Genomic DNA, 20,971 nt, shown 5'->3' with positions numbered 1-20,971 from the left:
ATTCCGCTTAGTAGTACAGGCGCCATTAGGCGGCTGCCTCAGTAACGAAATACAATGTTTATTCAGACGCGTCAACTACGCGGACTTTTCCAAAAAACACCAGGCAAAACAAATGAGCGTGATAAGCCAGCTTATCAAACTCGTACCATCCCGATCACATCACAAAGCTAAGTAGAATGTCAAAGAAAACATATACGGGATATACGCATTTTGTGTTCGTTGAATGTGTTTTTTAATTGACTGCCTCCCTTTGAGATATAGTAGAGATATAGTTGAGATAGCCTCATCCTCCCTTAATCTTCCGTTCCGGAACGGAAGATTAAGGGAGGATGAGGCTATCTCAACTATATCTCAAGCGAATCTTGTCTTAACCTGGATGGGGTTGAACCTTGGATACAAGATCCTCCAAAGGGGCGGGACCCGGTTGTAAACATGAACGGCCGTTGACACGAATGAACATGGCATCAGTATAGTATGTATTCGGTACCAACGGTGTACCAATGGCCTCATCTTATGTTCATCTTACGTTCAAAACGTAAGATGAACATAAGATGAGGCCATTGGTACACCGTTGGTACACTGTTGGTACTATAGTCTGCCGATTACTTCGTCAACAACCCCGCCGGTATCTTTCCCTCCGCTGTAGGCAATGACAGGCCCAATATCTTCGCCAGCGCCGGTGCAATGTCCCGCAGATTCATCTCCGGAATTACGCCGCCTTCCTTTACGCCAGGACCACATGCAACAAACCCTGTACGTATTTCCGTGAAATCAGGATAATAACCATGGGAACCACCATGACCTGGTTTTATTGCCTCACCTGTCATTGCATTCCCAAATGAAGCCCCATTTTCACCGCTGAGCGCAAATGCTACTTCCGGATTACCACCTACTTTGTCAAGTTGCTTGCGGTCAATGATCCTGAACAGCTTTTTTTCTTCCGCAGGTAAATTGGCAAGGATATCTTTCACCTGGTTCAAGGTCTTGCTGTCGTTCTTATCTTTCAGGTATAAATAGCTGGAACCTCCTACGGAATAGAACTGTGCCTTCCAGTCATCTTTCTTCACATCGGTGATCAGCCCTGCTTTTACGAGCCATATATTTGGATTAACGCTTGTTTTTACATCCAGGAAGCCATGATCTCCTGTAACGATCAGTACAGTTTTTTCCCAGATGCCGGCTGCTTTAAGCGCATCGATGATGATACCTACGCTGCTGTCTGCATCTGCTACAGCCGCTTTTACCAGATCTCCCTGGCGGCCCTGTTCATGCTGGTAATGATCCACGGAAAAGAAGTGGATGGTCATCAGGTTAGGTTGATCTTTCTTAATAACGTACGACGCAATGCCGGCGATGTTATGATCTTTCCCATATTCTATGCGGGTAGCGTTATTGAATACATCTTTTTTCAGATCGGCAATAAAGTTTGCAGGTTTTGAATATTGCTCCCGCACAGCTTCTCCCATACCACCAATATCAGGGATGTTGTACATCACCGGCGCATCGGCAGATACCGGCCAGAGCAGCGCAGCTACTTTCATCCCTTTCTGCTGTGCAACTTTCCAGATAGTAGGTGCTTTGATAGCGGTATCATTCCAGTAGTTTTTATTGGCAGGACCGTTTGGGTTAAACATGTTATTGTAATAAACTCCATGTTTTACCGGCCATACACCGGTTACGATGGTGGTATGGGAAGGATAGGTCATAGATGGGAACACACTGTTCACACCTTTGGCATAAACGCCCTTTTTAGCCATTTCCTGCAGGTGAACGGCATGCCATGAGGTATCCATATAAAAATCCGGACGGAAGCCGTCTATTGTGATTAAAACGACATGTTGCGCCTGTTGGGCAAATGCCCCGGTTCCCAATAACGATAAAATAAAAAGAACAATTCCCTTTTTCATAATGCATGTATCTTATGAGTCTGCTATAGGTTTATATATCCGCATAAAGATATTTTGCAGAATAGTGAGCAGGTGTTAATTCTTTATTACCATTGGCGCCTGCTGTCAGACCCTCGACTTCAACCGGCTCAATGTTTCCTGCGAGATGTTCAGATAGGAAGCCACCATCTTATTCGGCAGCCTTTTTACAATAACAGGGTTTTGCGCCAGCAACTGGCGATAACGCTCCACAGCATCTAATGTAATAAACGACATCAAACGCCTGGTATTAGTGACATAAGCGCCCTCTAAATAACTGCGGTAGAACTTTTCCCACCGAGGTATAATATCCAGTAAATGAAAGAAATCTTTATGACTGATGTAAAGCAGCTCTGCCGGCTCCACTGCCTGAATAAATTCTTCAGAAGCCTCGCCGGTAATAAAGCTCATTAACGCCGTAGCAAACTGGTTTTCAAAAGCAAAATAACGGGTAGCATCCTGACCGTCTTCAGTAGTAAAGTATATCCTCAAACAACCCTTGCCAACGAAATAAGATCGTTGGCTGGTTTGTCCCTGTGTTAACAGGAGCTCATTTTTCTTTGCTTTCAACGGCTTGAAGTAAGAAAGGATGGTTGTTAATTCCTCTTCACTGACCTCGATCTGTGCATTGATGTAACTAGCCAGTTGTTCGTGCATGCAATTGTATTTCCCAAGCAAATTACGATTTTGCCGTGACCCGCTCAGCTAATTTGCGTGCATTGGGAATAATGATAAAGGCCGCTGCATAAGCAACTGGCACCATAATGCTCCAGGCCTTCAGGAATTTGATGAACCAGTCCTCTCCAAAACCATAGTTACGGATCAGTCCCACAAATGCCATGATCAGTGTCATGGGAATTACGACAAAGAGTGTGTTGATGTACTTGAAATGTTTCTCTTTCATTGTTGTTGTTTTAAGAATATAACGCTGCAAAGTTGCATTGGCCGGGAGGGTTAAAATTTGATCTAAGTCAAAAAATTTGAATTTCCCCATAAAAGGGGGTAAGTTTGATAATAAACCTATAACTATGATGAGAGCCACTCTTCTGGCCCTTCTTTTTACGGTGCTGTTCCCTATCCTGACGTTTGCGCAAACTGACTCATTACCAGCAAAATACTTAAGTCTCGGATCGAAAAAGGCAGGTATCTGTTTTGGTAATTCACCTGTATTTACTGGTTTTAGATTTAATGGCCTGAACAAAAATGTGAGACGATTAAATGGGTTCGATCTTGCGCTGGTTAACGAGGACAAAAAAGGTGTGAGTAATGGCCTTTCGGCGGCTGTCGGTGCTAATACACAGGAGCATAATAATGGTCTTGCGATAGGCGGATTGCTGAACGCTGTAGACTATGAAAATGGAATCATGCTGGGACTCCTGTATAACGTAGGTAACAAGCTGAATGGCCTGGGCGCAGCTGTGGTTCTTGCCTGCGACACGGTGAATGGATTAGCTATAGGGGGAGAAGTAGGAAGACGAGGGGTGGATACAGCGGGCAGGATCAATGGTGTGGCCTTAGCCGTTAGCGGAACAATAACCGGAACGATGAATGGAATAGCCGTTTCTTTAGAAAACTTTTCTGAAAAGCACAGGGGACTTGCTGTTGGTGCTTATAATAAAACGAAACGATTAAGAGGAATGCAGATCGGATTATATAACGTTGCGCTGAATAATCCGAAGGGATTAAGACGCTTGCCGTTGATAAACATGCATTTCGGAAAGTAAAATACAATTAACAAAATATCATCCTATAAACTATGACCAGGTCCACTTTCTTAGCCCTTCTTTTTATAGTGTTATTCCCAATACTGGCGTCTGCTGAAATTGATTCCCTGCCAGGAAAATATCTTAGCCTTGGATCAAAAAAGGCAGGTATCTGTTTTGGTAATTCACGTGTTTATAACGGTTTCAGATTTAATCTGATGAATAAACAAGTCAAAATATTAAATGGATTCGACTTTACCTTGCTGGATCTCGACGAGGACGATAATAAAGCGAGCAATGGTATTTCAATTGGTGTACTTTGTAAAATACAGGCTCAGAATAATGGCCTTTCCATCGGGGGGCTTTTCAACGGTGCGCAGCGTGAGAACGGAATAATGCTGGCGCTTGCGATGGGGGGAGGAAATAGACTGAATGGAATAGGAATGATGGGCATTATGATGATCGATACAGTCAACGGACTGGCAATTAGTGCTTTGTCATTGAGTAACATACATGGGAGTGAGGGTGCTCCGAAAAATGTCGTCAATGGGATTGCGCTGTCTTTGTTTTGGGCAGATATTGGTGAGGTAAGAGGGATAGCAGTTGCCGCATCTAATGAATCCGTAGTACATAAGGGACTTGCTATCGGCGGCATCAACAAAACTTCCCGGTTAAAGGGCGTGCAATTAGGCTTATACAATATAGCCCTAAATAACCCCAGGGGATTCAGACGGCTACCCTTCATCAATATGCATTTCGGGAAATAGGATAATATTCTACTTGTCAGCCTGGTAATTAAACGATCATCCCGTTCATTTATAAAACTGAAAAAGGGCGTGTCAGACAAGCAATGACACGCCCTTTTTTATTCCTAATACCCCGGATTCTGTGTAACCCTTGGGTTACGGTCCAGTACATCCTGTGGAATCGGGTTGAGATACATCTTCGGAACGAATACATGCGGATGGTTCAACGGTACTACTTCATATTTCCATACACCGCTATTATTCTCCGGAACAGTGTTCGAAATCTTCATCCCATGCCGGTCGTGGATCAGCAACTGTTCTGCTGTTTTCCAGCGAATGAGGTCATAGAAACGTTTGTTCTCGAAACACAATTCCACCCGCCGCTCCTGGTGAATGGCCGTGCGCATTTCCTCCTGGCTGAGTGATGCCGGCAAAGGAGGAAGACCACCTCTTGCACGCACCTGGTTGATTGCATCGTATACACTTGCATCTGGTCCTACGGCTTCGTTCTGCGCTTCCGCATATCCCAGCAGGATCTCTGTATAGCGGTAATAAATGAAGTTGGCGCCGCTGATAGCGCCTCCGCCAGGTCGTACCAATGGGTTTAGTCTTTTCTTGAAATAATAGCCTGTATTACTCACATCGTCTGTCCCAAAGTCTATCTGGTTTTTTGATGGCCGTACCCTGTCAATACGGGTATAGATAGTATCCTGTTTATCCATCCAGGCCATTTTGTAAGGAGCACCGTCATACACGATCCATTGGTAGAAGCGCGGCTCTCTTCCAACATAAGGATTTTGAGGATTGTAACCTGATGTCGGATCTTCGATACGTTTACCATTGGCCATCCGGAACTGATCTACCAGCTCCTGCGTAGGATTGTAATTGCCCCAGGTATAATAAGCGCCATTGATCCACACCGGGCCGCCATATTGTTCAAAGGAAGATCCCATGGTAACAGCCACTACCTGGCGGTCCCACAGCACTTCACTGTTGTATTCATTGGACTCATACCATAAGGCAGACAGGTCGGGAAACAAGCTAAAAGGATGTCCGTTGCCATATTGATCGATAAATTGTTTGAGCGTAGTAGCAGCTGCAGCCCATTTGTTTGCATCAAACTGACCGTAGCCCGCCACATGATGCGGATCTGCCCCGGCGGCAGGTTGTGCTGCATTGAACGCAGGACTGGCTGCATACAGCTGTATCCAGCCTTTTAAGGCCAATGCGCCGCCTAATGTGGCACGGCCTGCATCAGCATCGCCGGCGTTGTATTTGATGGCAAGATTGCCATTGCGTACTACTGTATCAAGATCACTGACAATGAAATCTACCGTCTCCGCAAATGTGCTGCGGGCATAATAAAGCTGGCTGCTGTCACCGTTGTTACGGTCAGGTACATTCGTGATAATAGGAAGCCCGCCCAGATGCATCCAGAGTTCACTGTAAAAGAAAGCCCGCAGGAACCGCGCTTCGTCCAGACGCCTCTTCCGCCACGTTTCGGAGAAATTGGAAGCATAAGCATTCACCTTTGCAATGAAGGTATTGCATTTCCTTACCGCTGTAAAAGTAGCAGGCCAGTTGGTAAGATCTCCTGATCCGGTAATGCCACCCCATACTGTATAGTCAGTGCCTGCAGGAGATACAATGCCCTGCTTCCAGTTGTAGGAGGTGTAGTAGAAACCGGCATCATTATCATCAGTGAAATTGTCCAGGTTCTCCGGCTGATTCCAGTAATTAGGCAGATCGCCATAGATGTCATTGAGAAAGATGTCGGCATTGCCTTCCGACGACCACTGCATTTCATCCGTTAGTTGTGTTTTGTCCGTATTCTCCAGGAAGTCTTTCGTACAGGAGAAGAACGGCAGCAATAGGATGAGCAGCATGCAATATATGATACGTTTCATAGTAAGTCCTGTTAACGTGTGAGCTAAAAAGTTACATTCAATCCGCCTGTATATACCTTCTGATTGGGATAAGCGACTTCGCCATCAGTATAGCCTACCTCAGGGTCCATAAAATTCATTTTACTGATGGTGAATACATTCTGGCCTGATACATAAACGCGTACAGCCTGCATCCGCCAGCGTTGTGTTAACCGGGAGGGCAGGGTATACCCCAGCACCGCTGTTTTTAGTCGCAGTAGTGAGGTATTCGCCATCCAGAAATCAGACGTCTGTGTATTGTTAGCGTAGGGGGATTGGTTCGCTCTCGGATATTTCGCATCCTGGCGATCGGGCGTCCATCGGTTGTTGTAGTATTCGTATGCGGAGTTACTGTTGTTGTTATTGAATGGAATGGTCTGGAAGCCTGCTATGTTAAAACTCGACATGGCAGACCCCTGGAAGAATAAGCTCAGTTCCAGTCCTTTCCAGGAGGCAGTTGGCGTGAAACCGTAAGTGATCAGCGGGTAGGTGGGATAGCCGATATGCGTTTCATCATGCGCATCGATCCTGCCGTCCGGTTTTCCATCAGGACCACTGAGATCTGCATACTTAATATCACCGGGATGCAGGTTGCCGAACTGTATGACATTATAACCATCCGCAGGGTTAATGATCCCATCATTATTTTTATCGTCTGCAGTACTGAACAGGCCTAATGCATGATAACCGAAAGGAGTTCCCAATGCCCTGCCTGTACGGCTCCTGTTAGGATTATTGCGGGTAGCGGAAGTCTCAAAGATCTGCAGCATTTTATTGCGTGCATAACTGAAATTACCACTGAGGCCTAAGCGGAGGCCATTCGCAAATTGATGCGTTGTACCTGCGGTGATTTCAATACCATGGTTCTGCATAATACCTTCGTTTTCGTCAGAGAGACTGAGGCCATATTCGATGGGTATCGTTACCGCAGGAGGGAGTAGCATACCGGTCCTTCTTTCACGGAAATAGTCCACTTCCAGGTCCAGTAAACCGTTCCACAGCGAGGCTTCAAAGCCAACGTCGGTTTTCGTCGAGATCTCCCAGGTAATGTTCCTGTTGGCTTCACGGGGAACAAACGATCCCTGGACCATATTACCATTGCCCCAGGCATAAGCATTGCCGTACAAAGAATATCCCTGTAAATACTGGAAGGAGGTACCGGCCAGGTTACCCGATTTACCCCACGATCCTCTTAGCTTCAGATAATTGATAAATGGTAACCGGTGCATGAAGCTTTCACCAGACATTACCCAACCCAGGGATACTGCAGGAAAATAGCCCCAGCGTTTTCCTGGTGCAAAATAGTAGTGGCCATCATAACGGCCGGATGCTTCCACCAGGTATTTATTGGCGTAGCTATAGCCCACGCGGTATACAAAACCGATCTGGCTGCCTGTGGAGGAAGAGCCGGTATTATCAAAATCATTCTTATTAGAGCTTCCCATGCTCAACTCATCGATGTTCACACCGAAATTGTTCCTGCGGGCAGAAAAGGCGCTGGAATCGCTGTCGCGGGCCTCTGCTACCACCAGTCCCGTGACGTCATGTTTACCGAAGGTGCGCTTATAATTCAGGTAGCCCTGGAAGGTGTAGGTGCGCTGCTGCGCATATTCCTGTTGCAGCCAGGTAAAAGAGGCCGCATTACCCTCAGATGTGGAGATCTGCCTGGTATAAGTATAGGGTGTTGTAGAGAGGTTCTGGGAATAGAAATAGAACGGTGTATGCCATCCCTTGCGGGTTGTCTGCATCGGGTCAAAACTGAAGCTCCCTTTGACACTTAAGCCGGGTATAAAGGGTAGTTCCTGGTTCACCGCAATGGTTGACAGCATGGTACTTTTATTGTCGCGCTGATACCCGGCATTCAGGATGCCGATAGGGGAGTTGCCGGCAAATTCCCCCCACAAACCATTGCTGTAACGCAGGTTGGCGATAGGGATGAATTTGTAGCCACTGCGGAAAAGTATGTTAACAGTGGTGGCGGCATCCACAGAACGGGTCTGCTGAAAAGCGCCCAGCAGCGATACATTTACCGTCGTAGTTTTGGTGGCCTGTATGTCCATGTTAACGGCATAATCATACCGCTGATATTTAACGGGATCGAACATACCTGCCTGGTTCAGATAGCCCAGTGAAACAAAGTATTTCATTGAGGGGGAACCACCAGTCAGCTGCAATGTGTAGTTCTGCATTGGCGCATGCATACGCACCAGATCTTTGGTATTGCTGATAGGATATCTGTCAGGATCTTTTGCATTCAGCTCCGCATACTGATCAATATGGGTCTGGGCATAAGGTAGCTGCGTACCGGTCGGATTCTCGTTCAGATAGGCCTCATTGTGCAGGCGCATATAATCCTGTGCATTCAGCATGTCAGGATAGTAGGTAGGCGACTGTACGCCGTAATAGGCATTGAGCGATAGCTGTGGCGGACCGCTTAATCCCTTTTTGGTGGTGATAAGCAGTACACCGTTGGCGCCGCCAAGACCGTACGGCGCAACGGCAGCAGCATCTTTGAGGACCGTTACGGAAGCGATAGAGCTGGCGGGTATTTCATTGATATTATTACGGATAATACCATCTACCACAATGAGCGCTCCATTGTTGCCGGTCGTAGCGATACCGCGGATATGGATGTCGGGGTTATCAGCTCCCGGCCGACCGCCATTCGGACGCATACTGACACCGGCCACTCGTCCTGCCAGTGAGTTGGAGATATTGGGAACCGTTGATTTAGCCAATTCTTTACCGCCCACTGAAGATATTGCTGCAGTGGATGATACTTTTTTCTGTGTGCCATACCCGATTACCAGCACTTCATTCAATCCGCTGGCACTTTCTGTCAGTGTGATCTCCAATGTGCTGCGGCCTCCCAGCGCAATTTCCTGCGATTGGTAACCCATATAGCTGATCTCCAGGATGGCTTTACCGGGGTCCGGCACCTGCAGCTGGAACGTACCATCTTCTTTGGATACCGTACCACTTGCACCGCCTTTTATTTTAATGGTTACACCAGCAAGCAATTCTCCCTTTGTGTTTCTGATAATGCCCTTTAATACAGCGGCCTGCCGAAACGAATAGCTGGCAGGCGTATACCAGGCATGGGCCGGTATCCGGTTGCAGATCAACAATATGAGCAACAGGAGCGGGCGCAGTCCCTTGCACAGAGGGGCGCCCCATTTGTTTGGTTTCATGTGTTTTCATTAAACGATGGAAGAATACATACCGGAGCCCTCGCTGTACCCGGAATGCGTTTCAGGTCAGGAAATGTACTGGTAGGGCTTTCCCTGCATAACATGGAATTAGTTGTGTAGCATTACTTCAGGTCATAACGTTGTTTTCTTGGTTGATGAACGATAATAAATGGGATTGAATATCCGGTAGATTGATGATGTACAGAATATTGGGCCTGATCTCGTGGGCTATTTCCTTGCCGGTCATTGATATCTTTAACGGGTCAAACCGGATATAATAGTGTCAAAGTAACAATATAAAATTAAACAAAAAAAATTGATAAAGGCATCCTGTACTGTCTGCATTTTTTACAGTAAAAAATACGCTACAGGATTGTTGTTTATACTATTTAATTGAATAGTAGCTTCCAGGAGTTTGGAAGAGATCAATATGGCGGCGTGTTAAGTTATTGTAATCGTTTAACCTGTTTTTTATTTATACAGCTGCTGATCTTTAATGTAGTCTATACCATGCTTTTTAAGGTAATTAATCCCATACTCGCTCAGGAAATCAAACAACGGTGATAAAGACTTACCCGTCGGTGTAATGTTATACTGCACCCGGTAAGGCTTTAAGGAAAGCACCTTTTTTTCAATCAGCTGATCCCTTTCCAGTTCTTTGAGTTGTTGTACCAGCATCTTCTCTGATATACCCGGTAAGTTATCTCTTATCTCACTGAATCCTTTGTCGGTAAAAATATTGAGATGAGAAAGGATCAGTATCTTCCATTTGCCGCCAATAAAGCTCAGCGTCACATCAACAGGACAGGTATACGTTTTATTATTTAGTTTGATCACAGGCTACGAAATTAGACGATAAAGAAGTTCCTCGCGGGCTTACTTTTTGGTAAGTTATTGCCGGAACCAGTAAAATGTGGCAACTTGAGTCCATGAAAAAAATATCCCGCATTATCACCATTTTTTGTCTGTTTATAACAGCTCAATCCTTTGCACAAACTAAAAAAAATATGGAAGACAACCAGCACTATAGTATTGAAATTATCAGGTACAACATTCCCTCGTCAAACCATGCTGCTTTTGAAAAGGCTTATCTCGATGCGGGAAAACTGTTAGAGGCATCGCCTTATTGTAAAGGGTATAACATTATCAAGGGAAGCGATGAACCGGACCATTACATCGTCACTATTTACTGGACATCAGAAGAAGATCACCTGCAGCGGTTCCGCAAAAGTGAACAGTTTACCGGATTTTTTCAGCTTGTTAAACCATTTTATAGTAATATCGCTGAGATGAAACATTATCATCCGCCCCTGGTAAACTGGAAAAGATAATAAGTAAAGAACCTATATGAGTAGTATACCCACGTTGTATGAATGGGCCGGAGGAATGCCCGTATTTGAAAAACTGACAGACCGCTTTTATGCTAAGGTGCTTCAGGACGATTTACTGGAACCTGTTTTCAGGCATATGTCTAAAGAACACCAGCTGCATGTAGCCCATTTTATTGCAGAAGTATTTGGTGGTCCGGCATTTTACAGCACCAATGAAGGAAGCCACTTCCGTATGATACAGAAACACATCGGAAAGCACCTGACTGAACAGCACCGTAAACAATGGGTAAAACTGCTGGTGGAAACAGCTGATGAACTGGGACTACCGGACGATCCAGAGTTCAGGTCTGCTTTTATGGCGTACCTGGAATGGGGTACCCGCCTGGCGGTGATGAACTCCAATCTGACCGACATCAATATGAACACAGAAGAGCCTATGCCTAAGTGGGGATGGGGCGTGCCCGGAGGTCCTTATCAGCCGTAAAGGAAGTATCTGGTCAGACACTTCTCCGCTTCAGCTTGATAATGGTCCGTAACTGCTCATGCCAGTTGATAATGTTGCCTATCAGGAAATACTCCTTAAGGTCTCTTTTGATGCTTTTACGCATGACTTTTTTCACCACATCTTTATCAACTTCACCCACTTCATTGACGTGGGCCAGCAGTTCCATTGATAGCAATGCCAGTAGCGCGCCTATCAGGAACAGGAAGTTCCAATCGTGTAAAGATACCAGCCGGCCTGCTTTGGTAAAACCGGGAGAGTGCCATGTAGCAGTGATCATCAGGCTCCTGCTGGTGAAATAGTCTGCCAGTATACCACCTGCCAGCGGTCCTAGTGAGGAAAAGAAGGCGGTGATAATATTCTTAACTGACAGATATACAATGGCGTCTTCCCGGGGGGCCAGTTTCAGGCCGATGTTGGTCAGCGAAAGGTTGATACCCGCGGTGGAAATGCCACTGAATATGTGAATGCCGGTCAGCAGGAGCAGGTTAATATAAAAGTTGGAGTACATCCCGACAAAACACCATGCAATGATGCACACAATGTATATGGGGGCGCTTAGTGCGATAATGGTCTTATTGCTATACTTGTCGGCGAAAGTTCCCCATATACGTATGGTCATAATACTCGACAACTGACTGATGATGGAAAGGATAATGATGTAGGAAATAGGCAGTCTCAGCGCTTTCATCATAAAAACGGTAAAGAACGGAATGGCGATATTCAGTGCAAATACCCAGGCGGAGTTAAATGTCAGCAATCTGCGGAAATTTTTATCTCTTAAAGGCTGCTTGAATAAAGAAAGGATATTTGCACTGGAAAGGTATGATTGCGGTTCAGGCGCCCAGGACAGCACATATCCTCCAATGGTGCCTACAATGCCCGCAATGATGAAAAAAATGGCATACACGCGCAGCTCATACTCCGGGTACCTGCTTTTAACAAAGTCCAGCAGTACGGCCAGCACGATACTTAGTACCACATCCAGTATCTGGTTATATCGGCTGCGCCGGGAGAAGTAATTGCCCAGCATATTTTCGGGGATGAGGTCCTTCATCCACGAGTTCCAGGCCGGACCCGCAATAGAACCGAAGAGGTAGTAAAAGAAAAGGAAGAAGATAAGTATGCTGATAGAGCTACCGGCAAACCATAAAGCACTGATACCGATACATACCAGCGGAAACCTTGCTAAAAAAGCACAGAACACAGCAATGCCCCGCCGGTTGTTAAACTTACGGACCAGCCATATTGAAATGAGTTGAAAAATATTGGTGAATGTTGGCAGTGCTGCGAGTATCCCGATCTGTACATTGTTCGCGCCCATCAGAAGAGCCATCGCTACCAGGAAGGCACTACCGGTGAAAGTCGTCATCATTTCTGAAGCAAGCCCGTCCCATATCACTACACGCATTCCCCGCTGGACTTCACTCTCCGTTAATACCTCTTTCGGTTTTAAATTCATAAGTCCGCTGTTAATGTTGTCATCATTGTTTCAGCGTCTATTACAAATTTCATTCCCGGTACCGTAGAAGTAAAGACCGGCATCGTGGAAACGATACCGGCTTTTGGTAGCCTATTTTTTATCCACAACCAAATTGACGACAGACATTGGCGGCAAGGCGATCTTTACGCCATTGCCGGTATTGGCAGCATAGGCCTTCAAAGTGGTATAAGCGGCAGGACCGCCTGCTGCACCTGAAGGACCTTCGCCATTTATAAATACCTTACGGGAGAAGCCGGTACTGCCTTCTCCGCCGTTTAATACATACCAGTAAAAACGGCTGCCGGCGTTGAAATTCTTAAACTTAAGCGCTACATTTTGCGTCATAGTCCCCCTGTTCACCAGTGTTACAGAGACCTCTCCGGAAGTAAAGGTGGATGCATATGCATTAATATTGGCACTGCTGTCAGATACCGTTGCATTGATGCATCTGTCACCCAGGAATTTCTGCAGGAAATACTGGTAATAAAAGGCCGGTCTTGGCGTCCATCTTGTTTCGCCGGAAGCTGATTCTCCCTGGCTGAAAAGCCCCATATCATTGCCATTTTCCCAGGCATTGGCAAGGTCCCAGCGACTGGCCATGCCAAACTTGTTCTTCATCAGCTCACCCCATACCATTACAGCATGCATGCCTGCCACCTGCGATACCATTTGTTGTGAGCCAACTGCAAAGATGTTCCACTCTGTCAGCGCTATAGGTTTCATAGTAGCACCATTGCCGGTGATGGAAGAGGACAGATAATCATATATCGCTTTGGTAACGGTGGTGGCAGAAGCAAGTACCTCCTGCGGATTTGAATTCGTATTGTAAGGTGTATAATAGCTGTGTACGATAAAGTAATCTGTGGCAGCGGCTGCCTGTTGCAATACGCCGGTGTTCCATTGTTTATCTGTATTGTTTGCCCAGAAAGCAGGTTCATGTTCCAGCAATTGCGCGCCGATATAGATCGTGTTACCCTTTTCAGCAGCTGCCTTACGCATTGAGTCTGCAAATACTTTATAATGGCGGCCATATAGCTGTCCGCTTACCAGTTCCGGTTGTCCATCTTTGTTCTGCGATACATCTATCCTGTATCCGGCCTGCCAGGTGCCATTGCTTTCGTTACCTACTTCCCAGTATTTTGTACGCCCGTTGTCATACCTTACCCAATCAGCCGCCAGATGTGCGGCCGCGGCGACGGGGTCGGCGCCGGTACCATATCTCGCATAACCGTAATTGACGGTGATGATCCCTTCATTGCCCGTTTGCTGTAACATTTTGTAATAGTTCTCGACAGACAGTGTCCAGCCGTCTGTGTTACCACCATACCAGTACCCGGGATCTGTCTGGAAACCATCGGCATTCACGAGCTTTGCAGGTGCATCGGCTGGCGGATTGCCGGGCTGCCTGTTCCAGAAATAAACACTACTGATATTGCCGCCGGGGAATCTGATAATGCCCGGATGCAGTTTGGTCAGGTGTTCCATCAGTACGGGCTCTGTTACCATCTGGCTCATGTAGGGATTACTATTATTGCCAAATAGCGCCGGAGAGATTTTCGTCAGTACAACGGAAGCGTCTACATTCACTGTATATGCTGTTGATGAAGGGAGGGAGGTCTCGGTATAAGGCGGCGCGTTGAAATTCTTTGGCGCCCACTGGTCCTGGAAGAACCCTATACTGGCTGCCACTGAAGGGTCATCAGGTTTTACAGTCACTTCGGTTGTATCGCCGTCGTTATTTTCATTGTTATATTTTTCAGTGCCGTTCTTGCTGCATGCTGGTGCTATCAATAGTCCCATATATATTGAACAGATAGCTGATATTCTCTTCATCCGCGAAATTTTATTTAGTGATAGTTTTAAGACAGGCCCACAGAATTGCTTCTGCGGACCTGATCTTTTCCCGGTAACTAACTAACGTCTACTATCTTATCTTAATAATTCTGAAATTGTCGAAGGCAGCATTATACACATCTACAGGAGCATCTTCTGTGATGAAACGATAACCAAATGCTACAACACCGTCGGGCTTCAGCAGATCTCCCATGGTTACAGCACCGGCGCCTGTTCCTTCTTTGCCATCTGCGGCTGCTTTAAAGGCACTTAAATTGATGGTAACGGTCCTCCATTTATCTTCTGTATCAAATTTGTTGTCAGGCGCTCCTGACCAGGGCATGAAGCGGTACGCGTAATTGTCGCCAAAGCGGATCAGATTGATACCGGCAGTCCATGGTTCCTTCGTGTTGATCTCAAACTTCAATGCATAGTTGGATGCCTGCTGTGTCATAATATCTGGGGTGAACATGGTGTTTATATCCGAGAAATTGCCGGAACGGTTGCCATTCCACCAGGCCCCATCGTCGGCGCCTACACCGCCGAAAATGTTCTGCAAATAGCCACCTCTGGTACCCGGGAAGAGTGTAGCGTCGTTTGTTCTGTTCGCACCCCACCATGCCCAGTTGAATACCGGTGTTTCTCCTGTTTCATCCGTATTGGTCAGGTTGCTGATCACATCACCGCTCTGGTGGTCATTCAAAGGGCCGTCAGACATGGTACTGCCATATTTTGCCCGGATGATCAGTCGGCCGGTATCATTACCCAGGTCAGGCATGATCAATCCCACTCTGGTACCAGCGTCGTTAGCGGCAAAGTCTGTGATCTCTCTGCCACCCGGAAAAACGATCTTGTCGATCAGCCAGAGACTGGAGCCGAAGATGATCAGCGAATCGCCCGGAAGTGCATTTTCATTTGAAATAGCCGCAATGGAAGGCGGTGGTATGTCTACTACAAATGAGTAGGATGTCTCGCCATGCGTGGTCACAATACGGATCGTATTCGGCACATCCGGATCGGTTGCCTCTGTCGGCGCATTATCCGGGATGGTGATGATCAGGTGTGTATTAGTATTGTATGTTGGATTAAAATACGCGTCCTGTCCGTTGAAAGATACCTGTGTAATACCGCCCAGGTTCTGACCGGTGACCAGTATAAGCGTACCAGGCAATGCCCTTACAAAGGCGCTATCCTGTTTGGTAGAATCCAGCAGGGTAACGCTGCTGACAATAGGTACGCCTGAGTGGCTCTCATCTTTCGAACAGGCGGCGAACAGGGAAAGCGCCACCGGCAGGATGTAAAAGAATATCCATTTCATCTTTCTGATAGTGGCTGATATATAGTGAGTCATAACGTTTTCTTTTTTTGTTAAAACTTGTACGGCACCGGAGGTTTTCTCAGATTAGGCGCTGCTGTCATTTCCGCGGCAGGGTAGGGCAGGTAGAAGTTGCTTTCTGTTACCGGATAAAATGCAGGCGTGTCTGATGTAACAGTCCAGGAAGTAGCATTCGTGGCAGCATTGGCAACGATCCTGTAAGTACCTCTGTCCTGGTTGTTCAGTAAGGAGATCGCTTTTGCCGGATCATAATAGTGCAGTCTTACGATATCGTACCAGGCTTGTCCCTCCATGGCTAGTTCCAGTCTTCTTTCCACATAGATATCGTTCGGGGTGATGCTGGTTTTTGCCGGCACCCCTGCTCTTGCACGTATGGCGTTGAAATACTGAAGCGCCTTGGCGTCGCTGGTAGATGGTGAACTACCCAGTATAGCTTCCGCATATACCAGGTACACATCGGCCAGGCGAAGCATATAGGTATTCATCTCTGTATGTTGCTGTGTAACCTTGCCGTCATTGTCTTCAGGACGTCCTACCACATATTTTTTCACCCAGGCCCTTGTGTTATATCTTTCGGTACCCACAAAATTCCATGGCACCTGCAGTTCCTGTATGATCTTCTTACCGGGATTGTTAGGATCGTCCACTGACTGATGTATGTAGGAGTAGTGATCGCCGGGATACATAAATGTACCTTTACGGCGTTTGTCGTCTATCCTGTATAACTGCAGCTGGTCGAGAGATGCGCCAAGGTCGCCACCCCATCCGTCTCCGAAGCCTGTTATTTCCGAACCGAAAGCCAGGAATGCCTGTACACTGTTCTGCGTACCCCAGTCGCCATCATATTTCCATTGCAATGCAAACAGGCTTTCAGGGTTGTTGTTATTCTTCATCAGGAACAGGTCTTCGTAGTTGCTCATTAAAGCAGCGCCGCTGTTCACTATCACATCATTGGCATACCATGCGGCACTGTCAAGGTCTGACTGGTTACGGGAACCGGAGATGCCGGCGCGTGTGAGGAACGCTTTGGCCAGCATACCCTCGGCAGCCCATTTGGTTAAACGCCCCTTCAGTAGTGGTGTAGCAGGCAAATTCTGCGCAGCAAAACGCATATCGCGGATGATGAATTCCCAGACTGATTCTACCGTATTCCTGGTGATGGAGGTATCGGTCAGCAGTACGTTGTTATCAACAATGATGGGAACAGGGCCCCAGTTCTGTACCAGGTAGGAATAGGCCAGTCCTCTCATGAAACGTCCTTCCGCAATACCTGCCTGTTTAACATTTTCAGGTACGCTGGGGGCAGTATATTTAGTCAGGTTGTTGATAACCATATTGGATTGTGCTACAACATTGAAGAAGGCCGTCCATGAGCTGTAAACTTCAGGAGTTACGTCGGTTGTCTGCATCCTGATATTATCCACCTGGTAAGATCCTGACATGAGGACACCAGCCCTGCCATCTCCGATACCGTGAGATGCTTTATCATTATAGGCAAACCATACGATGTTGTACAATGGCGCGGTACCGGCCAGCACCTGATCGGTTGATTTGTAAAAGTTCACATCAACGATCGCATCTTCCGGTGGCCTGTTCAGGAAATCCTTACTACAGGCTGACAGCGCAACAAGGCATATAAATGTGATCAGGTATTTATTATAGTTTCTCTTTTTCATGGTGATAGTTTAAAGGCTCATTAAAAATCAACAGCTACACTGGCAGAATATAACCTGGTTAAAGGATAGCGGCCAGCATCCACACCTATCAGCTGACTGTTCAACTGTACTTCTTTTCCGAGGTAGGCGCCCACTTCAGGATCATATCCTTTATACTTTGTGAAAGTGGCAAGGTTCTGAACGCCTGCAGATAAGCGAATGCTTCTTACAACAGACTGGTGCCTGATGAGTGAGGATGGAATGGTGTAACCCAGTTGTACATTTTTGATCCTGATATATGAGCCGTCTTCTACGAAGAGGTTAGTGAAGCGGTTGCCGTTACCATTTACATCGTTACCTACAATTCTCGGCACATTTGTACCGGGATTCTGTAAGACTGTTTTGCCTCCATCTTCAGAGACACGTGCATAACCAAAGGATTCCTGCATCAGGTTGCGACCCAGGTTGATGTTATTGGGATTGCTGCTTTCGAAACGCAGGTAGTTGAAGATATCATTGCCCTGTACGCCGGTCACCAATATGCTGAGATCAAATCCTTTATAAGAGAAGGTGTTGGTAAAACCGAATGTCAGCTTAGGCCATGGATTACCAATATAGGTCTGGTCACGTGAGTCAATGATCTTATCGCCGTTGAGGTCTTTATACTTCACGTCTCCAACCCATACACCGCCATCTCTTTGTACCGGTAAACGGGTGCCGTCTGATTGTGCAGGAATAGCGCTGCTGTTGATCTCATCAACGGATTGGAACAGTCCATCGGAGATGTAACCATAGAACTGCCATGGTGCAATACCTATTGCAGAACGTGAGGTGAAGTTATTCATGTACCACGCAGATCGGGACAGGAAGGCCGCGTCTGAATAGAATTTGGTGATCCTCGTCTTGAAGGAGGAGATATTGAAGTTTGTTCTCCAGGAGAAACCGCTGCGGTTATCGATGTTCACTGTATTCAGGGTAATACCGAAGCCTTTGTTCTGCATAGCGCCAATATTCACTATAGGAGCATTGATGGCTCCTTCGCCCTGTGTACCCATATAAGCGGGAAGTGGGTTAGGCATCAGCAGGTTGTCTGTTTTCCTGATATAGTAGTCGCCTTCCAGCTGTATCCTGTCTTTCAGTATGCTCAGGTTAAAGCCGATGTTCTTCGTTTCAGTCGACTCCCATTTGAGGCCTGCGTTACCATATTGCCCTGTACGGAAGCCTGCACCCCACGGCGTAGTCACAGAAGTCAGGGAAGAATATTGTGCGCCTCCGCTACCGTTATTACCGGTAGTGCCAATTTCAGCGCGGATCTTCAGTTCATTGATAAAAGGCAGTTCCTTCATGAAGTCTTCACCGGTCAGTCTCCAGGCTACAGATACGGAAGGGAAATATCCCCATCTGTTCTCCACACCAAAGTTAGAGGACCCGTCTGCCCTTCCTGCCAGTTGCAGGATATATTTGTTGTCGTAGCTATAGTTGATACGGCCCAGGTAAGACTCGAGCGCGCCTGAACTTTTATAGCTGCCGGTAGTTTGTCCTAATGCATCACCCAGGTTCAGGGACGGAATGTCATTGCTGGCAAATCCGACGCGTTGTGCAGAGAAACCCTGATTGTTCCATGCCTGTGCTTCGTGGCTGACCATCACACTGAAACTATGTTTACCGATATCCCTGTTATATTGTAACAGTTCGTTCAGATTCCAGTAGAAATTCCTGTTGTTGCTGATGGACAGAGAGGCTTTTTCATTGACATTATATCCTAATCGGTAGGTGGGCGTGAATTTGCTGCCATCCGCATATTCAAAGTTGCCGTTGAAGCTGGTGCGGAAGGTCAGTCCTTTGATGATATTTATTTCTGCACTGGCTCCTCCCAATCCGCCGGTACGTTTATAATCATTGCGCACCAGGTTGGCGATAGCTACGGGATTGAGCGGTGCATATTTTGCGTTGCCGCCATATTCGTTTTCCGTAGCGCCACCCCAGCTGCCATCCGGGTTTTTTACCGGTATATTGGGCGCCAGGCCAATGGCGTTCCTTACTACATCTTCACTGGTGGCTGACAGTTTTTCCTTTGTCTGATAGAAGTTCAGTGAAGTGCTCAGCTTCAGCCATTTGAAGGCCTGGTTGTCCAGGTTCAGGCGGAAAGAGTAGCGGTTGAAATTGGAGCCTATGGCCACACCTTCCTGCTTGAAGTACTCGCCTGACATATAATACGTGGTTTTGTCTGAACCTCCGCTCAGGTTCAACTGGTGTTTCTGCAGGGGAGCTGTTTTGAACAGTGCGTTCTGCCAGTTGGTACCTTCTCCTAACACACCGGGATTCTGGAATTCAGGAGTAGGAGTACGGTTCAGCAGCCTGGCAATTTCATTGTTCATTTCTGCAAACTGCGAGAGGTTCATTGTGGCGATGTCGTCAGGCTTGTCCTGAAGGGTATAGAGATAATTGTAGGACAGTTTCACCTGACCGCTCTTTCCCCGTTTAGTAGTGATCAGCACAACACCGTTGGTGGCGCGTGAACCGTAAATGGCGGTGGCGGAAGGCCCCTGCAGGATGTCGTACGATGCGATATCTGCCGGATTGATCCCCGCCAGGGCATTCACAGAGCTGGTATTACCATAAGAGACGGTAGACGGCTGGATCTGCACTCCATCCACTACATACAAAGGTTCATTGGTTCCGCTCAGTGTATTGACTCCCCGGATATTTACGGAGATACCTCCACCCGGTTGTCCGGAGTTCTGGGTCACATACACACCGGCAGCCCGTCCCTGGATGGCCTGGTCGATAGTCGTATTGATCGTACGGTCTGCTTCAGCAGAGCTGATGGATACCTGAGCGCTGCTCTGGTCCCTTTTTTTCATTGTACCGTAACCGACTACAACGACGTCATTCAGCTTACGGTAATCGTCCTGTAAGCCAACGGTGACATGTCCGGAACTGCCGACTTTAAAATCACGCGGCATAAATCCCATGGAAGCAATGCTGATTACCTGGCCGGGAGTAGCCTTGATAGTAAAATTTCCTTTGTCATCAGTTGTGGTTCCTTTTTTTGTCCCCTTAATAATAATAGAGGCGCCCGGCACAGGGTTGCCGGTTTCCCTGGAAGTGATTGTGCCGGTAACAGTCCGTTCACTGCCGGATTGGTTCTGTGCCCGGGCAGGCATACTAAAAGCCCAAAAGAAGATCATGACCCATACCATCAGGTATGATCTTCCAGTCAAACTGGCTCGTTTCATAGCGTGGAGATTAAGTGTTTAAATTAAATGCGCGATCTTTTTGATTTTGGTTTGTCAAATAACGGCATGATGTCCCTCATAACGATAGGTTAAAAGTATCGT

The 20,971-nt window shown here is 46.9% G+C and carries 15 protein-coding genes; 4 read left to right on the top strand and 11 right to left on the bottom strand.

Annotated features, from left to right (window positions below; translation table 11 throughout):
• Positions 1–602: 602 nt before the first annotated feature.
• The 3 genes from L3C95_RS17440 to L3C95_RS17430 all read right to left on the bottom strand — a co-directional run bounded on the left by L3C95_RS17440 (position 603) and on the right by L3C95_RS17430 (position 2,829).
• Entirely contained in the window at positions 603–1,907 is a 1,305-nt protein-coding gene (locus tag L3C95_RS17440) for an alkaline phosphatase family protein (RefSeq protein ID WP_236389417.1), read from the bottom strand.
• A gap of 105 nt (positions 1,908–2,012) precedes the next feature.
• Positions 2,013–2,582, bottom strand: coding sequence for a Crp/Fnr family transcriptional regulator (locus tag L3C95_RS17435; RefSeq protein WP_236389416.1), 570 nt, complete (start codon positions 2,580–2,582; stop codon positions 2,013–2,015).
• Between the two features lie 22 nt (positions 2,583–2,604).
• Positions 2,605–2,829, bottom strand: a complete 225-nt coding sequence (locus tag L3C95_RS17430; protein ID WP_236389415.1) for a DUF2798 domain-containing protein — start codon at positions 2,827–2,829, stop codon at positions 2,605–2,607.
• Between the two features lie 124 nt (positions 2,830–2,953).
• On the opposite strand from L3C95_RS17430, the gene L3C95_RS17425 reads away from it, so the two are divergent.
• Both L3C95_RS17425 and L3C95_RS17420 read left to right on the top strand, forming a co-directional pair.
• Complete coding sequence (locus tag L3C95_RS17425) at positions 2,954–3,649, top strand: hypothetical protein (RefSeq protein ID WP_236389414.1); 696 nt, start codon at positions 2,954–2,956, stop codon at positions 3,647–3,649.
• Positions 3,650–3,681: 32 nt separating this feature from the next.
• Positions 3,682–4,395 carry a hypothetical protein gene (locus tag L3C95_RS17420; protein WP_236389413.1) on the top strand — a complete coding sequence of 238 codons (714 nt, stop codon included), beginning with the start codon at positions 3,682–3,684 and terminating at the stop codon, positions 4,393–4,395.
• A 104-nt stretch (positions 4,396–4,499) separates the two neighbouring features.
• Here L3C95_RS17420 and L3C95_RS17415 read toward each other — a convergent pair whose 3' ends face one another.
• The 3 genes from L3C95_RS17415 to L3C95_RS17405 all read right to left on the bottom strand — a co-directional run bounded on the left by L3C95_RS17415 (position 4,500) and on the right by L3C95_RS17405 (position 10,327).
• Complete coding sequence (locus L3C95_RS17415; protein ID WP_236389412.1) at positions 4,500–6,281, bottom strand: RagB/SusD family nutrient uptake outer membrane protein; 1,782 nt, start codon at positions 6,279–6,281, stop codon at positions 4,500–4,502.
• A gap of 23 nt (positions 6,282–6,304) precedes the next feature.
• A complete protein-coding gene (locus L3C95_RS17410; RefSeq protein WP_236389411.1) occupies positions 6,305–9,490 on the bottom strand; it encodes a SusC/RagA family TonB-linked outer membrane protein in 3,186 nt (1,061 codons plus the stop codon).
• A 471-nt stretch (positions 9,491–9,961) separates the two neighbouring features.
• The gene (locus tag L3C95_RS17405; protein ID WP_236389410.1) at positions 9,962–10,327 is read right to left on the bottom strand and encodes a winged helix-turn-helix transcriptional regulator; all 366 of its coding nucleotides are present in this window, start codon (positions 10,325–10,327) and stop codon (positions 9,962–9,964) included.
• Between the two features lie 170 nt (positions 10,328–10,497).
• Here L3C95_RS17405 and L3C95_RS17400 point away from each other — a divergent pair, with 170 nt between their 5' ends.
• Both L3C95_RS17400 and L3C95_RS17395 read left to right on the top strand, forming a co-directional pair.
• On the top strand, positions 10,498–10,821 hold the full coding sequence (locus L3C95_RS17400; RefSeq protein WP_236389407.1) for an antibiotic biosynthesis monooxygenase family protein: 324 nt from the start codon (positions 10,498–10,500) through the stop codon (positions 10,819–10,821).
• 16 nt (positions 10,822–10,837) lie between these two features.
• Positions 10,838–11,305: a group II truncated hemoglobin gene (locus L3C95_RS17395; protein ID WP_236389405.1), complete on the top strand. Its 468-nt coding sequence runs from the start codon at positions 10,838–10,840 to the stop codon at positions 11,303–11,305.
• Positions 11,306–11,318: 13 nt separating this feature from the next.
• Here the strand turns inward: L3C95_RS17395 and L3C95_RS17390 are convergent, their stop codons facing one another.
• From L3C95_RS17390 to L3C95_RS17370, 5 genes are all read right to left on the bottom strand, one after another.
• Entirely contained in the window at positions 11,319–12,785 is a 1,467-nt protein-coding gene (locus L3C95_RS17390) for an MFS transporter (protein WP_236389404.1), read from the bottom strand.
• Between the two features lie 111 nt (positions 12,786–12,896).
• A complete protein-coding gene (locus L3C95_RS17385; RefSeq protein ID WP_236389402.1) occupies positions 12,897–14,639 on the bottom strand; it encodes an alpha-L-arabinofuranosidase in 1,743 nt (580 codons plus the stop codon).
• A 91-nt stretch (positions 14,640–14,730) separates the two neighbouring features.
• Positions 14,731–15,990: a glycan-binding surface protein gene (locus L3C95_RS17380; protein ID WP_236389400.1), complete on the bottom strand. Its 1,260-nt coding sequence runs from the start codon at positions 15,988–15,990 to the stop codon at positions 14,731–14,733.
• A gap of 17 nt (positions 15,991–16,007) precedes the next feature.
• On the bottom strand, positions 16,008–17,651 hold the full coding sequence (locus L3C95_RS17375) for a RagB/SusD family nutrient uptake outer membrane protein (protein WP_236389398.1): 1,644 nt from the start codon (positions 17,649–17,651) through the stop codon (positions 16,008–16,010).
• Between the two features lie 20 nt (positions 17,652–17,671).
• Complete coding sequence (locus L3C95_RS17370; RefSeq protein ID WP_236389396.1) at positions 17,672–20,869, bottom strand: SusC/RagA family TonB-linked outer membrane protein; 3,198 nt, start codon at positions 20,867–20,869, stop codon at positions 17,672–17,674.
• Positions 20,870–20,971: the final 102 nt, after the last annotated feature.

The sequence above is a fragment of the Chitinophaga filiformis genome, from assembly GCF_021646545.1.
Classification (GTDB): domain Bacteria; phylum Bacteroidota; class Bacteroidia; order Chitinophagales; family Chitinophagaceae; genus Chitinophaga; species Chitinophaga filiformis_A.
Note: the sequence above shows the minus strand (reverse complement) of the source record. Positions and strands in the feature narration are given on the sequence as shown.

What these genes read in the sequence shown, in the direction of transcription:
- L3C95_RS17385 (WP_236389402.1), bottom strand. Translation starts at nt 14,639, where the DNA reads ATGAAGAGAATATCAGCTATCTGTTCAATATATATGGGACTATTGATA.
- L3C95_RS17375 (WP_236389398.1), bottom strand. Translation starts at nt 17,651, where the DNA reads ATGAAAAAGAGAAACTATAATAAATACCTGATCACATTTATATGCCTT.
- L3C95_RS17400 (WP_236389407.1), top strand. Translation starts at nt 10,498, where the DNA reads ATGGAAGACAACCAGCACTATAGTATTGAAATTATCAGGTACAACATT.
- L3C95_RS17410 (WP_236389411.1), bottom strand. Translation starts at nt 9,490, where the DNA reads ATGAAACCAAACAAATGGGGCGCCCCTCTGTGCAAGGGACTGCGCCCG.
- L3C95_RS17390 (WP_236389404.1), bottom strand. Translation starts at nt 12,785, where the DNA reads ATGAATTTAAAACCGAAAGAGGTATTAACGGAGAGTGAAGTCCAGCGG.
- L3C95_RS17435 (WP_236389416.1), bottom strand. Translation starts at nt 2,582, where the DNA reads ATGCACGAACAACTGGCTAGTTACATCAATGCACAGATCGAGGTCAGT.
- L3C95_RS17425 (WP_236389414.1), top strand. Translation starts at nt 2,954, where the DNA reads ATGATGAGAGCCACTCTTCTGGCCCTTCTTTTTACGGTGCTGTTCCCT.
- L3C95_RS17415 (WP_236389412.1), bottom strand. Translation starts at nt 6,281, where the DNA reads ATGAAACGTATCATATATTGCATGCTGCTCATCCTATTGCTGCCGTTC.
- L3C95_RS17380 (WP_236389400.1), bottom strand. Translation starts at nt 15,990, where the DNA reads ATGACTCACTATATATCAGCCACTATCAGAAAGATGAAATGGATATTC.
- L3C95_RS17430 (WP_236389415.1), bottom strand. Translation starts at nt 2,829, where the DNA reads ATGAAAGAGAAACATTTCAAGTACATCAACACACTCTTTGTCGTAATT.
- L3C95_RS17395 (WP_236389405.1), top strand. Translation starts at nt 10,838, where the DNA reads ATGAGTAGTATACCCACGTTGTATGAATGGGCCGGAGGAATGCCCGTA.
- L3C95_RS17440 (WP_236389417.1), bottom strand. Translation starts at nt 1,907, where the DNA reads ATGAAAAAGGGAATTGTTCTTTTTATTTTATCGTTATTGGGAACCGGG.
- L3C95_RS17420 (WP_236389413.1), top strand. Translation starts at nt 3,682, where the DNA reads ATGACCAGGTCCACTTTCTTAGCCCTTCTTTTTATAGTGTTATTCCCA.
- L3C95_RS17370 (WP_236389396.1), bottom strand. Translation starts at nt 20,869, where the DNA reads ATGAAACGAGCCAGTTTGACTGGAAGATCATACCTGATGGTATGGGTC.